The 16,548-nt window shown below is 39.8% G+C and carries 15 protein-coding genes; 8 read left to right on the forward strand and 7 right to left on the reverse strand.

The window, feature by feature from the left end; translation table 11 throughout:
• The first annotated feature begins 135 nt into the window (after window positions 1-135).
• From IIC38_15750 to IIC38_15785, 8 genes are all read left to right on the forward strand, one after another.
• Entirely contained in the window at window positions 136-1,659 is a 1,524-nt protein-coding gene (locus tag IIC38_15750; GenBank protein ID MCH8127390.1) for an AMP-binding protein, read from the forward strand.
• A 233-nt stretch (window positions 1,660-1,892) separates the two neighbouring features.
• Entirely contained in the window at window positions 1,893-2,861 is a 969-nt protein-coding gene (locus IIC38_15755; GenBank protein ID MCH8127391.1) for a 2-dehydropantoate 2-reductase, read from the forward strand.
• A gap of 378 nt (window positions 2,862-3,239) precedes the next feature.
• Complete coding sequence (locus IIC38_15760; protein ID MCH8127392.1) at window positions 3,240-4,736, forward strand: Nramp family divalent metal transporter; 1,497 nt, start codon at window positions 3,240-3,242, stop codon at window positions 4,734-4,736.
• A 221-nt stretch (window positions 4,737-4,957) separates the two neighbouring features.
• Window positions 4,958-6,652, forward strand: coding sequence for a gamma-glutamyltransferase (ggt, locus tag IIC38_15765; protein MCH8127393.1), 1,695 nt, complete (start codon window positions 4,958-4,960; stop codon window positions 6,650-6,652).
• 102 nt (window positions 6,653-6,754) lie between these two features.
• Entirely contained in the window at window positions 6,755-6,988 is a 234-nt protein-coding gene (locus tag IIC38_15770; protein ID MCH8127394.1) for a DUF433 domain-containing protein, read from the forward strand.
• Between the two features lie 173 nt (window positions 6,989-7,161).
• Window positions 7,162-7,386 (forward strand): hypothetical protein, encoded by a 225-nt coding sequence (locus IIC38_15775; protein ID MCH8127395.1) that lies wholly within the window; start codon window positions 7,162-7,164, stop codon window positions 7,384-7,386.
• Window positions 7,383-7,805 carry a PIN domain-containing protein gene (locus IIC38_15780; protein ID MCH8127396.1) on the forward strand — a complete coding sequence of 141 codons (423 nt, stop codon included), beginning with the start codon at window positions 7,383-7,385 and terminating at the stop codon, window positions 7,803-7,805. Before IIC38_15775 ends, IIC38_15780 begins: the two co-directional genes overlap by 4 nt.
• Before the next feature lie 94 nt (window positions 7,806-7,899).
• Window positions 7,900-9,480: a gamma-glutamyltransferase family protein gene (locus tag IIC38_15785; GenBank protein MCH8127397.1), complete on the forward strand. Its 1,581-nt coding sequence runs from the start codon at window positions 7,900-7,902 to the stop codon at window positions 9,478-9,480.
• 178 nt (window positions 9,481-9,658) lie between these two features.
• Here IIC38_15785 and IIC38_15790 read toward each other — a convergent pair whose 3' ends face one another.
• The 7 genes from IIC38_15790 to IIC38_15820 form a co-directional block, all read right to left on the reverse strand.
• A complete protein-coding gene (locus IIC38_15790; protein MCH8127398.1) occupies window positions 9,659-9,919 on the reverse strand; it encodes a DUF4160 domain-containing protein in 261 nt (86 codons plus the stop codon).
• 88 nt (window positions 9,920-10,007) lie between these two features.
• Entirely contained in the window at window positions 10,008-11,957 is a 1,950-nt protein-coding gene (locus IIC38_15795; protein MCH8127399.1) for a cation:proton antiporter, read from the reverse strand.
• Window positions 11,958-11,984: 27 nt separating this feature from the next.
• The gene (locus tag IIC38_15800; protein ID MCH8127400.1) at window positions 11,985-12,272 is read right to left on the reverse strand and encodes a DUF559 domain-containing protein; all 288 of its coding nucleotides are present in this window, start codon (window positions 12,270-12,272) and stop codon (window positions 11,985-11,987) included.
• Window positions 12,273-12,752: 480 nt separating this feature from the next.
• Window positions 12,753-13,151, reverse strand: coding sequence for a type II toxin-antitoxin system VapC family toxin (locus tag IIC38_15805; protein ID MCH8127401.1), 399 nt, complete (start codon window positions 13,149-13,151; stop codon window positions 12,753-12,755).
• Entirely contained in the window at window positions 13,151-13,381 is a 231-nt protein-coding gene (locus IIC38_15810) for an antitoxin (GenBank protein ID MCH8127402.1), read from the reverse strand. Before IIC38_15810 ends, IIC38_15805 begins: the two co-directional genes overlap by 1 nt.
• A gap of 135 nt (window positions 13,382-13,516) precedes the next feature.
• The gene (locus IIC38_15815) at window positions 13,517-14,584 is read right to left on the reverse strand and encodes an NAD-binding protein (GenBank protein MCH8127403.1); all 1,068 of its coding nucleotides are present in this window, start codon (window positions 14,582-14,584) and stop codon (window positions 13,517-13,519) included.
• Between the two features lie 78 nt (window positions 14,585-14,662).
• Window positions 14,663-16,519: a gamma-glutamyltransferase gene (locus tag IIC38_15820; protein ID MCH8127404.1), complete on the reverse strand. Its 1,857-nt coding sequence runs from the start codon at window positions 16,517-16,519 to the stop codon at window positions 14,663-14,665.
• Window positions 16,520-16,548: the final 29 nt, after the last annotated feature.

Consider the following 16,548-nt stretch of genomic DNA (forward strand, 5'->3'; position numbering starts at 1 on the left):
ATAACTCCAACAATAAAATTGATTTTGGAGAAAAATACAAAAATGTGCATAAAAAAATCTTGACGTTGTCAATCATTGGTTTATATTGGGTGAATCTTTTTTGAATGGTAATTAAAAACTTAAGGTCTTCATATTATGTCGAATATTAAAACTATTCAGGAATTATTGGAAAATGGAAAAGGTGATTCCATTGCAATTAGCGCTCCGAATCGAACCGCTTTGACATTTTCCGGATTGCGTGATCACGTTGCAAATACAGTCGATACTTTAAATGCTCTAGGAATTGGCCGTAATGATCCTGTAGCCATCGTTTTGCCAAATGGTCCTGAGATGGCTTCAGCATTTATCTCTATTGCAGCCGGCGCAACGACGGCTCCGTTGAACCCGGTCTACCAGGAAAAAGAATTCGAGTTCTACTTAACTGACCTCAATGCAAGACTCCTAATCGTGAAGGAAGACAGTGAAAGTCCGGCCCGAAAAGTTGCTGAGAAACTTGGAATCGCCGTTGTGGAATTACAAACGAATGAAGGAGATCCGGCAGGAGTTTTTCAACTTAAGGGAAAGCCTTTGCCAAATGCCAAACCTCAATGTGGATTCGCTAGGGAAAATGATAATGCACTCGTGCTGCATACATCCGGTACAACCGCGCGCCCCAAGATCGTTCCATTGAGCCAATTGAATATTTGTACTTCTGCCGAGAATATTGTCAACAACCTGGCATTGGTTCCTGAAGATAGATGTTTGAATATCATGCCTTTATTTCACATACATGGCTTAATCGCAGCGGTTTTAAGTTCGTTGCGGGCAGGGGCTTCGGTTTTCTGTACGCCAGGTTTCAATGCATTGAAATTTTTTGCATGGCTAAAAGAATCCAACCCTACCTGGTATACCGGGGTGCCTACCATGCATCAGGCAATTCTAAGCCGTGCCTCCAGGAATAGTGATATTATCAAAAATTCTCGTTTACGTTTTCTGCGATCTTCGTCCGCATCGCTGCCTCCCCAGGTCATGATGGCAATGGAAGAGACATTTAATTCGCCGGTGATCGAATCCTATGGTATGACAGAGGCTGCGCACCAAATGGCTAGTAATCCCTTGCCGCCAAAAGAAAGAAAACCTGGTTCAGTTGGAATTGCCGCAGGTCCGGAAATTTCTATTATGGATGAAAATGGTAAACTATTAACCTCAGGCACAATAGGAGAAGTAGTTATTCGAGGACAAAATGTAACTTTAGGATATCTGAATAATCCTGCAGCAAATGCAACAGGATTTACGAATGGCTGGTTTCGCACCGGAGACCAGGGTATTATAGACACAGAAGGTTATCTTCGACTTACCGGCCGGTTGAAGGAGATTATCAATCGAGGCGGAGAGAAAATATCACCTCGAGAAGTGGATGAAATATTGCTGGATCATCCAGCCGTGCTTCAGGCAGTGACCTTTGCAATGCCTCATGAAAAATTAGGAGAGGAAGTGGCTGTTGCGCTGGTATTGAGAGAAGGCGAAACAACCACTGAAAAAGAGATCCGCGAATTCGCCGGTCAAAGACTGGCGGATTTCAAAGTGCCGCGTAAGGTAATTTTTCTTGATGAAATTCCAAAAGGTCCTACCGGCAAATTACAGCGAATTGGATTAGCAGAAAAATTGGGAATCACATAAATTTACGAATTTTGTCACTCCCGCATGTTTCTAGCGGGAGTCTATTCAGACCCCTGATAAACTTGTGCCCGCATGCTTTTAAGCGGGTAAGCTTTCGGGGGTAACAGTTTTAGAGTTTTCGTTCTTGCTTGAAAAAAATTATAAATCATCGTATTAATCAATAGAAAATTTCGATGGTATTCAGTGCTATTATTAAGTAAAAATAACAATTTCATTCTAATTCCTCAAAATCAATGAAAATCTGCATTTATGGCGCCGGGGCAATCGGCGGATATCTTGGCGCCCAATTGGCAATAGCAGGCTATGATGTATCATTAATTGCCCGCGGACCTCACCTGGAAGCTATACAAAAAAAGGGTTTGATTTTATGGACAGAAGGGGAGAAAAAAGTTGCTAAAATAACGGCTACTGACAACCCGAAAGAGCTTGGTCAACAAGATTATGTGATCATTACTCTCAAAGCGCATTCGGTTTCGCCCATTGTGGAACAAATGACACCGCTTCTCGGGGAGAATACGGCAATCGTCACCGCCCAAAATGGCATTTTGTGGTGGTATTTTTATAAGTTGGCGGGTTCCTTTGAGAATCATCGTTTGGAAAGTGTGGACCCTGGCGGACGGATTTGGGATACACTGAGACCGGATCGGGTGATAGGTTGTGTGGTATATCCTTCCAGCGAAATTGTGGAACCCGGAATTATCAGGCATATTGATGGCAAGCGTTTTATGCTTGGTGAATTGGATGGTTCTAAATCTGATAGGGTAGTGGCTTTAAGTGTGGCTTTTACTGCTGCAGGTTTCAAAGCGCCTGTGCGAAAAAAAATAAGGGATGATATCTGGTTAAAACTTTGGGGCAATGTCTCTTTTAATCCGGTGAGTGTTCTTACTTCGGCAACATTGGAGCAAATGGCGCAGGACTTAGCTGTTCGTTCTGTCATTCGAAACATGATGGTTGAAGCTGCGGCTGTTGCAGAAAAACTGGATGTGAAATTTTTGGTCGATGTTGATACCCGCATTGGCTGGGCTGAAGATGTAGGCGCCCACAAAACGTCCATGTTGCAGGATTTTGATAAGGGTCGGCCAATGGAAATTGATGCATTAGTAGGTGCTGTTTCTGAAATGGCTAAACTAGTTGGTACTCCCACACCCACAGTCGATACCGTACTTGCGCTATTAAGATTATGTGTTCAAAATTCTGAATAGAGTATTGATTTTTAGAAATTGGCTATTTCAATTATTAATCTGAACAATTCATAGCAACAAGTCACAAAGTCACAAAGTCACAAAGTATTGAAAAAAAAGAAAATAAGTTTGAGTCCACTCTAAAAACCGATTCAGTCGCTTTTCTAAAATTAAATGATACATAAAAACAAATACTTATGAGAGCGATGGAATCGGTATCGCACCTTTTTAGAATGAACTCAAGTTTTATAATTATAAAATAAATCGAAAGGAACTCATTTTTTAATAGTGGTTCTTCTAAGTTACATAATTTTCGCGTCTTCGTGGCAAAAAATTCATGAATAGTGCAAGTTAATCAATCAACCATGCAATTGATAACCTAAACTCAAGGGATTTCTTATGACTGCTGATAATCATAACAAAAGCTCGAAGAATGGATTAGCAAGTTTAAAACTTCCCAGTATGGTTCCCGCCAAATTGGCTCTATATTTTGGCCCCGGAATTATCCTGATGATGACCGGTATCGGGACCAGTCATTTAATTACTGCACCTGTAGCAGGAGGACGATTCGGTTATGCTCTTCTTTGGTGTATTCCTATTGCCTATATTTTTAAATACTATGGTTTTGAAATGGCTTTCAGGTTTACGAATGCCACCGGCAAGAGCATGGTCGAGGCATACAGTACGGCATGGAAAAAATGGCCATTATGGTATGTGCTGGTTACTACGTTGGTTCAATGCGCAATTGGGCAAGCCGGCAGGCTAATTGCGGCTTCTGCAGTATTATATTATTTATTCAGTGTTTCCCTGGGTTTTAATATCGCCATTGAATACTATGGTCTGTTTTTAGGTTTGATCTCAGTAGCAATCATTTTGCGGGGGAATTATAAAGCTGTTGAAATGGTTGCTAAAATTGCAGCCGGATTATTAGTAATTTCTACATTAGCCGTATATTTTGTCAAACCTGCGCCAATCTCCGCAATGGCCAATTTCTTTATTTTCGATACGCCGCAAGGTTCCTGGCTGATTATTGCTGCGTTTCTCGGTTTATTGCCTACAGGTATTGATGTCTCACTACAAGCATCAGAATGGGGGAAAGCAAAAAAAGTTGGGATGAGTAAGATCAGGACAAATATTGAAGAGTTGGGCATTGCCAAATCTTTCGATCCTTTTACATCAAAAAAGGAGGATCTAGCTGTCGATACCACCAAACTTCCTGACCATGCTCTTGAGTACTGTAGAAGATGGTTCAAAATCGGATTGTGGGATTTTCGGCTAGGTCATGTAATTTCTTTTATTATTGCAATCATTTTTTTGTTATTGGCGGCTGTTTGGTTATATCCGAATCCTGTTGAAGGACGAGCCGTGATCGGGGAAATTGCCAAAATTTTCACACTCAGTGTCGGACCATGGATGATGGCTATTTTCTTGCTTGGCGCTTTTGCGGCAACCTTTTCCACCGCATTCAATTATTTCGACGGCTGGCCCCGGATTGTTGCTGCATGTAGCAGGAATATGTTCAAAAACACAGCGAGTCTGCAGGGGATTGAAAAAGAATCTCTGGCAGCTGAAAATAAAAGCAAATGGTATTCCGAATACAACATTTATCGAATGACGATGTTATATTCCCTTGTGGCTTCTGTTTTAATTATAGCAGGAATACCGAAACCGGTTTGGTTAGTACTGGTTGCTTCGGCGCTGGCATTTTTTATTGCGCCTGTTATATTTTTTCTCAACCTTTATTATTGCTTAACGATTATTCCCAAAGAAGATAAATATTTTTATCCTTCAACTTTTGCGAAATGGTTTGGCTGGGCAAGTTTTTTTGTTTTTACAATATTGAGTGCAATTCTAATTTTGGCGAGAGTATTTAAGATTGAGTTGTTTGGAGCATAAATCTTAATGAGATGATGGTTTTGAAAATCAAGAAAAATATCGAAATCCGAATATCTAAATTCTAAACAAATAAGAAATTCTAATTATTAATTTTTCAAACTTGATCCCAAATTAATTTAATTATCTAAACTACAGTTTGATTTTTTGAGTTTTAGACATTAGAATTTGTTTGGGTTTTCGATATTCGATATTCTAATTTCTAATTTTACGGAGTTAAAAAAATGAAATTCATATATTTACTACCTACCATGATTTTTTTCGTCCCGTTATTATTAGCACAAGACCGCATCACCGGCAGATCGTTTGCCACCCGATCCGAAGTGATAGCCCAAAATGGGATGGCGGCGACGAGTCAACCCTTAGCCACACAAGTGGCCCTTGATATTCTCAAGCAGGGTGGTACTGCTGTCGATGCTGCAATTGCAGCCAATGCCATGCTTGGTCTTGTTGAACCCACGGGCAGCGGAATTGGCGGTGACCTTTTTGCCATTGTCTGGGACGCCAAAACCCAGAAGCTTTATGGATTAAATGGAAGCGGCCGTTCACCTTATTCCTTAACCCTTGATTATTTCAAGCAAAATGGTTATAAGCAAATTCCGAGTCGCGGGCCGTTGCCGGTTTCGGTGCCGGGCTGTGTGGACGGTTGGTTTGAATTACACAAGAAGTTTGGCAAATTGTCTATGGAATCCATTTTAGGACCTACCATAAAATACGCCCGGAAGGGTTTCCCGGTATCGGAACTGATTGCGTATTATATGCAGGCTCATGTGCCAATCTTGCAGGAATGGCCGGGTTTTAAGGAAACTTTTATGCCAAACGGCAGAGCGCCGGAAAAAGGTGAAATATTTAAAAATCCGAAATTAGCCAACACCCTGGAAAAAATCGCAAAAGGCGGCCGGGATGTCTTTTACAAAGGCGAGATTGCCAAAACCATCGATGCGTTTATGAAAAGAGTAGGTGGATTTCTTTCCTACAAAGATTTAGCAGATCATTCTTCAGAATGGGTTGAGCCGGTTTCCACTAATTATCGCGGCTACGATGTCTGGGAACTGCCACCCAATGGACAGGGAATTGCCGCCCTGCAAATCTTAAATATTCTCGAAGGTTTTGATTTAAAGAGTATGGGCTTTGCCAGTACAGAATATATACCTCATTTTTTGGAAGCGAAGAAATTGGCATTCGAAGATCGAGCCAAATATTATGCCGATCCGGATTTTAATGAGATTCCGGTTGACTGGCTTATCTCTAAAGAATATGCTGAGGAGAGACGCAAGCTCATCGATCCTCATCGAGCGGCTTGGCGCTATGACGTTGGCAATCCCAGTCTGGAAGCTGGTGATACCATCTATCTGACTGTTGCCGATAGTGAAGGCAACATGGTTTCGTTGATTCAGAGCAATTATCGTGGCATGGGATGCGGCCTTTCTCCGGATGGATTGGGATTTATTTTTCAAGATCGTGGTGAATTGTTCACTCTCGAAGAAGGTCATTTTAATACGTATGCACCGCACAAACGTCCGTTTCATACGATCATTCCAGCATTTATCACCAAAGACGGTAAGCCCTACATGAGCTTTGGCGTTATGGGTGGCGCTACCCAACCCCAGGCACATGCGCAAATCGTAATCAACATGGTTGATTTCGGTATGAATCTGCAAGAAGCCGGCGATGCCCCCCGGATTTTACATCAGGGCTCCTCCCAACCAACAGGTGAAGTAATGACAGACGGCGGATCTGTGTATCTGGAAACCGGAGTCGATTATGAGGTCATCCGGGAATTGGTAAAAATGGGGCACAATGTGGGCTACAATGTCGGTAGTTTTGGCGGTTATCAGGCTATTCTATTCGATTGGAAAAACAAGGTTTATTACGGTGCTTCCGAGTCCAGGAAGGATGGGCATGCGGCTGGGTATTGAAAGAATATATTCCATGAATGAAAGCAAGTGCTTGACTTTTAACTGAACAAAACCTAAATTTTAATAATATATTATTACTCAAAATAATTTAGGAATATTATCATGGGTGTTATTGAAACCTGCTATGAACATATAGCTATCGATGAAGATGGAATACCTTACATATTAGGTACGACCATGAAAGTAATTGAATTGATAAAGCTAAAGTTCGCTTACGGATGGAGTCCGGAAGAACTTTTATTCCAGCACCCATATCTCACACTTGGTCAAATTCATGCCGCTCTCGCATACTATTGGGATCATACTGAAGAACTCGAAAAAGATATCGATGCTTGATCTCAAAGAATTAAAAAATTAAAAAAAAATGACCCCTGATTCCCCCTGGTCACACGAACAATAATTAGTGAAAATTCGTGTACATTTGTGGCAAAAAATAATGTTGAAAATTTCATTTGACAGGCGTATATTTATATTAACTGATACGTATTATTTTTCCTGGAGGAAAAAAAGTGAAAACAAAATTGAATTTAACCATAGAAAATGATTTGGTGCCAAAAAGCAAAAAGTACGCAAAGGCAAAAGGTATTTCCGTGTCCAAATTGGTGGAAAATATGCTGCGCGATGTAACGCAAAAGCACCAGGATTCGTTTTCGCAAAAATGGCAGGGTAAATTTAAAGCCGTAGAAAAAAATGAAATACGTTACAAAAAATTAGAAGAGCGGTATCTGCAATGATAGTATTTTTGGATACCGATATCCTCATCGACCTTGCATCAGACAGAAAGCCGTTTTCAGATGATGCCGCCACGCTAATCGATGCTGCAGAAAACCGCCATTTTGAAAGCTTCATTGCCTGGCATTCGATCTCAAATTATTATTATATCGTTTCTGCAAAAGTAAAAAAACAAGACGCCATTGAATTTGTCAAAGATTTGCTACAGTTTGTAAATGTGGCTTCAACATCAACCAAAGACGTTTTGTATGCCACTGGACTTCTGTTTTCTGATTTTGAGGATTCACTTCAGGTAGCAGCAGCTAAAGCATGTAATGCAGAGGTAATACTCACCAGAAATGTGAAACATTACAAAGCCAGTCCAATTCAAGTCCAAACACCAACGGATTTTATAAAAAAGAATAAGCATTTTTTTAAGTAGCACACCCACCCAAAAATTAACTGCCACGAATTTCACGAATTAACGAAACGAATAATAATTAGTGAAAATCCGTGTACATTTGTGGCAAAAAATAATGTTAAAAATTTCGTTTGCCACCCGATCCGAAGTGATAGCCCAAAATGGGATGGCGGCGACGAGTCAACCCTTAGCCACACAAGTGGCCCTTGATATTAAGCAAATTCCGAGTCGCGGGCCGTTGCCGGTTTCGGTGCCGGGCTGTGTGGACGGTTGGTTTGAATTACACAAGAAGTTTGGCAAATTGTCTATGGAATCCATTTTAGGACCTACCATAAAATACGCCCGGAAGGGTTTCCCGGTATCGGAACTGATTGCGTATTATATGCAGGCTAATGTGCCAATCTTGCAGGAATGGCCGGGTTTTAAGGAAACTTTTATGCCAAACGGCAGAGCGCCGGAAAAAGGTGAAATATTTAAAAATCCGAAATTAGCCAACACCCTGGAAAAAATCGCAAAAGGCGGCCGGGATGTCTTTTACAAAGGCGAGATTGCCAAAACCATCGATGCGTTTATGAAAAGAGTAGGTGGATTTCTTTCCTACAAAGATTTAGCAGATCATTCTTCAGAATGGGTTGAGCCGGTTTCCACTAATTATCGCGGATACGATGTCTGGGAACTGCCACCCAATGGACAGGGAATTGCCGCCCTGCAAATCTTAAATATTCTCGAAGGCTTTGATTTAAAAAGTATGGGTTTTGCCAGTACAGAATATATCCATCATTTTTTGGAAGCGAAGAAATTGGCCTTCGAGGATCGCGCCAAATATTATGCCGATCCGGATTTTAATGAGATTCCGGTTGACTGGCTTATCTCTAAAGAATATGCTGAGAAGAGACGCAAGCTCATCGATCCTCATCGAGCGGCTTGGCGCTATGACGTTGGCAATCCCAGTCTGGAAGCTGGTGATACCATCTATCTGACTGTTGCCGATAGTGAAGGCAACATGGTTTCGTTGATTCAAAGCAATTATCGTGGCATGGGATGCGGCCTTTCCCCGGATGGATTGGGATTTATTTTTCAAGATCGCGGTGAATTGTTCACTCTCGAAGAAGGTCATTTTAATACGTATGCACCGCACAAACGTCCGTTTCATACGATCATTCCAGCATTTATCACCAAAGACGGTAAGCCCTACATGAGCTTTGGCGTTATGGGTGGTGCTACCCAACCGCAGGCACATGCGCAAATCGTAATCAACATGGTTGATTTTGGTATGAATCTGCAAGAAGCCGGCGATGCCCCTCGGATTTTACACCAGGGCTCCTCCCAACCAACAGGTGAAGTAATGACAGACGGCGGATCTGTGTATCTGGAAACCGGAGTCGATTATGAGGTCATCCGGGAATTGGTAAAAATGGGGCACAATGTGGGCTACAATGTCGGTAGTTTTGGCGGTTATCAGGCTATTCTATTCGATTGGAAAAACAAGGTTTATTACGGCGCTTCCGAGTCCAGGAAGGATGGACAGGCGGCTGGGTATGAATGGTTATCAGACGTAACTTCAAGTACCGTCTTTTTTATTATAATCATGAATAACAGCTTTGGAATTTGGAATAGGTTGTCCAGTTGCTTCACTATAAAGTACGTCAGGGCAAAAATCCACATCGTTTGGCCACACAAGCGTTCCAATTTCTGAATCAACTTTAACTTGTTTGAAAGTATCTATATTTTCCAATTGTGTAAATACACCTCCTCGCCCAACAATTCGGTTTCTAAAGTTTAATTCAATTTCTTTCCCATCGGTAAAAGTTATCAGTAATCGATAATTTTTAATATGACGAACTTTTTTTATTCGTGGGAACATTGTGATCTCTTTATTTTAGTGGTTCAATTTTCAAAGCTGGTTGGTTTTTGTTAAGCCTATTCCAATTCTCTACTAATTCATTTTGATGCAGGGCAGTCCATTCAACAACCATAGATTCTGCTCGAGGTGGTAAATCTCCGCGTAAAACAGCAATTGGATTAATTGAAATTTGAACCTCATTATTACCATAAACTGCATGAAAATGAGGCGGTGTGTGGTCATCAAAGTACATCCGTATAATAATACCAAAAAACCGACTGATTTCTGGCATAACAACTCCATTCCATTATTGATATAAGTTTAAATAAAAACAACAGAAAATGCAATTTCAAATTTGTGAACTTACGACATTCATCTGTCTAATTATTTTCTTCCATCCAGGTCATAGCTTCAAAGACTTTTTGGTGGTTTCCTGAAAAAATAATCGTATCGTACTTTTCGATGATTAAATTCCCCAGGGGTTTTGATAAGACCTCAGTCTTACGGATAACACCGATGATCTCAGTGCCATCATAATGAAAAGGATCGAGTGATTCTAATTTTTTGTCTACGAAACGAGAATGGGGACTGATAAAAAACAATTCATTGTCTTGTTCGATATTATCAGAAATGGCGATCTTCCATTCTTCACGGGTTTCTTGCTTATAGAAAAACTGGTAATGTTTTTTTCTTAACAAATTCGTTTGAATCCGGGTTATATGGTCAGGCATGTGATAAAATTTAAGGATATGATGAATAAATATAAGAGAGGTTTCCATATCCTGGGATAGCACGAGATCCGCTCCAAATTTATACATTGTTTCGACCTGGGTAATATAATTTGCCCGCACAATGATGCGCAAAGACGAATTTAATCTACGTGCGAGTTTCACGGTTCTCCGGGTAGCTTCCATGTCGTTGATCGCAATCACCAACAATGAAGCTTTGGAAATACCGATTAACTTCATATTCTGCTCCCGGTCAATATTACCAAAATGGATAGACTCTCCAAGAGATTTATACTTTTTTACTGTAGCAGGATTCATTTCAATAATGGTATAAGGAAAATCGAGCAGCTTTAATATTTTTGCAATATTTTGGCCGTTAACTCCGAATCCGGCGATTATGGTATGGTTTGTAAGTGGTTTTGATTGCTCAGAAATTTGTAAACCTTTTTTTAGTCTTTCCGATCTGCTTATTTTCTTGCCGATGTTGAGAGCTAACGGAATGGAAAACATACTTAATATTGCAGACGATAAAAGAATTTGATGGATGTCCTGGTCAAAAAGTGTGTTTTCCTGGGCGACTTTCAAAAGGATAAATGAGAATTCACCGATATGAGCCAGGCCAAAAGCGGTCATCACTCCTGTATTTAATGGATGTTTGGTGACAACAAATATAGCCAGAATGATGACGAATTTTATAACGATTATGATCAAAGTAATCGATAAAACTTGTGTAAAATGTGAAAGTAAAAAGGAGATATTAACGAACATTCCGATGGATATAAAAAATATGGAATTAAAAATATGCCTGAATGGGATAATATCGGTGTTGATTTGATGCGCATAATCGGAATCGGATATGGCTATTCCCACAATAAAAGCACCCATCGCCATAGACAAGCCCAACTGGTGGGCTAAGATGGTTAGCCCAAATAAAAAAACAAAAACCGTTACCAATAATAAATCCGGCAAACGTACTTTAAAAATAAGCTTAAAAATATTGGGCAATACTGCTTTACTTACAATAAAAACTAAAATAACACTGCCAAAAGCCAACAGGATTTTCGTAACAATAGGACTCGTTTGGGCTTCACGAAATTGGCTAATAAGGGGAAGTAAAATCAAAGCCGGAATGATAACCGCATCCTGAAAAAGCAAGATGCCGGTCATCTTCAATCCGGAGGGTGAATTTAGATCGTCTTTTTCCTGCAATAATTTCAAGACGATGGCCGTACTGCTCAAGGCTAAAATAAAACCACCTAGCAAAGCCTGGTGCATTACCAAGCCGTACCAATAAAGTAAAAAAGAGAAAACCAGCCAGCTTATCGCTACCTGAAGCCCACCGAATAGCAAAAAGTCTTTAAATATCTTCCTGATTTTTTCTAATGAAAATTCCAGCCCGATGGTAAACATGAGTAAAATAATGCCTATTTCAGCCAGAACTTCGATATCAGAAATTGAATCAACTAATTGCAATGCGGTTGGGCCAATAATTACACCGGTTAGCAAAAAGCCGATTACCGGCGGTATCCTGAATTTAGACAAGATCAGAATGATCAGGATGGCTAAAAATAAGATTAGTATGATGTCTTTGAGTAAAATCATGTTTCATTTATCTTTACTAGTAAAGTATCAATAAATATAATTACTGTAACATATAAAATTTGTACTTATCAATATCAAAAAAAGCATAGTTAATAATAATTCCCCTCTCGAGAGGGGAAGAAAATCCCGTCCCGGACGGATTTTCAGGGGTGTGTAATTATCGAGTGGTTTCTGATGGTGGAAATCGTATACGCAAATTTGTTTTCCTTTTAGTTTCTTCCAGAGCAAGATCTCAGACAATGTGCTGTTATTGCGGAGATTTCTGGCTAATTCTTTTAGTATTGGGTTGTATGGTATGAGTTTGCGTTTTGGCATGAGTTAATGGGTTTTTTAGAGCAAAATTACACACCCCTAAATCCCCTCTCTCGAGAGGGGACTTTGGAATTCTTTTTTCTTTCCCTTATTTTGTTGAAATAATTTACAGCAAGTTTTCAACTAGTCGTTCCTATTAATATCCCATACCCATATCGTTATCAATTTCTTAGTTTTACCACTGCGACTAACCTTCCGAAGGTTCGAACCCTTTGGAAGGTTGAAACGACAGTTTACAAATCAAAAATTGGTGTAGTCGAAATACTGTACCCTGCAAAAATCCCCAAACCATTTTCGATATTACTCCTTGTCCTGGACATAACCATTAATCGTAAATTCCTGGGCAGAACATTGTGTAAAGTGGAAAGAATTATTATTAAAACTGATCGATAAAAACGCACGAATGTATTTTTTAGCTCGTTCTATTGTTGCAAAGTAAAAAAACCCTAACTAAGGTAAACAAATTTCAGTTGAATTGAAACGCTATACCCAATTTTCAATTTTGAGATTTTCAATTTTATTAAATTCATTTATGTTATTTGTAATAAGAGTGGCATTTATGTGTACTGCATGTGTACTAATTAATAAATCTAATTGACCAATACGGTCGCCTATTTTTTTTAATTTTGCTCTTATTTCACCATATGTATGAGCTGCATCGCCTGGGTAATCTAATATATTTAGTGGGGTTAAGAATTCATTTAATGCGTCTTGATTTTCTTTTTTCATCTTACTATTTGCAACTCCATATTGAAGCTCGCAATAGGTGATGGATGATATCCCGATCTCACCAAGCTTTATGTTTTTAAATTTATCAATAACTTTCTGTGGGGTTTTTTTTATTATATAGATACAAATATTTGTATCCAGCATGTATTTTATCAATCGAACTTTTCTCTTTTTTGCTCTTCTCCCTGGTCACGATCCGACATAAAATCCTCTGAAAATTTAGAGCATGCATCGAACATTGTCTTCCATGGATTTTCCTTAGGGATCAATACTACACATTCACCTAGCCTATTTATATAAACTGATTTATCTTTAAACCTGAATTCCTTTGGTAGTCTAACTGCCTGACTATGTCCATTCATGAAAATTTTAGCTTCTTTCATCATGCGTAAAGTATATACTTTAGAATAGAGATTTCCAAGTTTTTTTGTAAACAATAAGAAATAACAAAATCGCAGTAAGCTTTTAATTGATTAGAAACATTGTCACGAGTCAATGCCAAGCAAAAGAACCTGTATTCAAATCGCCAAGCCTTCTTTCACCCCGAAAAACTTTTCAACCTTTATTGTTTGGATTTTATTCAAAATTACGATAAGATAATCCCCGGTTTCTATGAGAGTATCGTTCGGTGGCAGTTTTAACAAGGTTCTTTTATTGTCCTGGAATTTACTAATGCCTAGCAGAAAACAATTAAACCTGTTCTTAAAATTAAAAAAAACCTCGCCATATTTCTGATTCACATATGGATTTTTTTCTAATACCAGGTATTGTTGTAAGTCATATTGATCAGATGATTTGTTGCTGGACATTAGGTCAGTAGTAAATTCAGCCACAGCCGGTTCGAAAATATAACTGGCGACTAATTTAGAGGCAATTTCGTTTTTGGACAAAACATAGGTTACCCCGGCGCTTTGGAATGTGTCTTTTAAGTCGACATTGTCCAGAATAACGGTAAAAGTTAAATCTGTAAAATGTTTTTTGAGATTTAAAATAGCAATTAGCTTTTCAGCATCACTCTGTAGATTAACTAAAACCATGTATGCGCGGTCAAGATTTGCTTTTCTAATGCAATTATAATTATCGAGTTCGGAATATAATACAAAGATAGATTTATAAGGAAATTCCTGGGGAATTAAATCGATATCATCCCTTTTGTCGGTAATAATCGCAATTTCTCTCTCGGCATTCAGCAATTGTTCAGTAATGGATTTTGCAAATGAATCCCAGCCAAGAATGACTATATGATTTTTAAACTTAGTTCCTTTAAGTCCCATTTTCTTCACTTCTCTTTTTTCATTTAGTTTTTCTGTAATATTTCCTACAAGCATTCCTAAGATTGCTAAACTCCCAAGAACAAAAGTTAAACCAATAATCTTACCTGAAGGTGAGACCGGGTAAACATCGCCATATCCCACTGTTGTAAGTGTAACGACAGAATACCAAAATGCGTCAAAAAAGTTATGTATACTGCTATCCGTAGATTGCCGTTCCAGCGAGACCAGAACCAGCAATAATACAAAATATGTTACTAGAATGAAAACAACCCATGTAACTAAGTTGATTCTCTTTAAGTATTTTCGTGGCAACTAAATTCTCGTTTCATTCAATACTGAAAGTTATGCAATAGTAAATCCGAAATCCGAAATTAGAATTTAGTATTTGTTTCACCAGGCGATACCATAATCTTCACCAGAATTACTCACACCGCCCCAGAACGATCCGTGCTCCCAATCGAAATAAATGGCTGTGATGGGCCCGGATGTTCTATTCCTAAAATCTAATCGATATCCCATATCTGCCAATTTAGATCGCACCCATTTCGGAACTTCTTCATTCAAGACTAACCTGCCTGGAGTGGCATCATGCTTGCCAAAAGAGCTTTGCATCTGGTAACTCGTTATATTTGCCGCTTCACAGGCTTCCTGCACATTCATGCCGAATTCCACCACATTCAAAAAGAACTGCAACAAGTTTTGATCTTGGGAATCACCGCCCTGCACAGCAAAAGACAGGTACGGTTTACCATCCTTCAGAGCCATACTGGGTGTTAGTGTCGCTCGCGGTCTTTTACCTGCAACCGGTAAGTTGTAAGGATTTTTACCTTCATCGAGGACAAAGCTTTGCATTCTCTGGCTCATTCCGATACCCGTATTCCCGGCTATACAAGCCGGCATCCAGCCGCCGCTGGGAGTTACAGAAACCACCCAACCTTCTTTATCAGCTGCCTGGATGGAAGTTGTTCCCGCGTAAAAACCCTCTTCGTATTCTGCTTTTTCTATTTCGCTCAGCGCGGCAACAGTCACCGTATCTACATTCGACCACTTTTTGAGAAGATGCAGAAATGGGTTTTTCTTGCCTTCAAACGGATACGGATCGCCTGGTTTGACGTCCGGGTTATTCTTCTCCCAATCGATCAGTTTCATCCGTTCTTTAGCATATTCTTTGGAGAGCAATCCCTTAATGGGCTCTTCGGGTGGGAAATAGGGATCGCCGTAATAAAAATCACGATCGGCAAATGCAAGATTCATGGCTTGATAAAGAGTGTGGATATATTTCGTACTGTTATAACTCATGGCGCTCAAATCAATATTTTCCAAAATATTAAGCGCTTGCAGCAATACCGGACCCTGAACCCAGGTCGTCAATTTGTAGACTTCAATACCTTTGTAAGTGGTCATCACCGGTTCTTCGATGTAGACTTTCCAATTAGCTAAATCTTCTAAAGTGTGCAATCCGCCTTGTTCTTGTGAACCACGTACAAATTCTTTGGCGATATCGCCTTTATAGAAACGATCGTAAGCTGCATAAATAGCTTCTTTTCGAGACTTTCCTGCAGCCAAAGCTTTTTCCTCGGTTTCAACGAGTTTCTTCAAAGTGTTCAAAAGATCTGGTTGTTTGAATATTTCACCAGCATAAGGAGCCTCATGCTCTTCTCCAAGATGGGGAAGGAACACTTTCTTCGAATACGGCCATTTTTTGATACGATCTTTTCCTCTTTCGATACTCCTGACAAGTTGTTCCTCAATCGGATAGCCCTCGGCCAATTGCATGGCTGGTTCCAGGACTTGTTTGAGGCTCATGCTGCCGTACTCGGCGAGCATCACCATCAATCCGCCAGGTGTCCCCGGTGTAACGGCTGCCAATGGTCCATAAGCAGGCGGGTATTTCATGCCCTTTTCTTTGTAGAATTCGGCTGTTGCCCCGGTTGGAGCAACCCCTAACGCATTAATACCGATTACCTTTTTAGTATGAGGATTGTAAATCAAAGCTTGCGTTTCACCACCCCAGCTTAAAACATCATACATAGTGCAAGTTGCTGCCAACATTGCGCATGTTGCATCTACCGCATTGCCACCGCGGTCAAAAATTTTAGCTCCGGCTGTAGCGCCCAATGGTTTGCCGGTAATCGCCACCCAATGCCTGCCATGAAGTACAGGTTTTTGTGTTTGTGCGATTAATTGTGCACCGAATAAAAAGGATATCACAATAGCACAGTAAATAGGTTTGCTCTTGAATGTCATAATGGACCTCCTGGTTTTGTTTAGATATT

Source organism: candidate division KSB1 bacterium (assembly GCA_022566355.1).
Classification (GTDB): Bacteria; Zhuqueibacterota; JdFR-76; order JdFR-76; family DREG01; genus JADFJB01.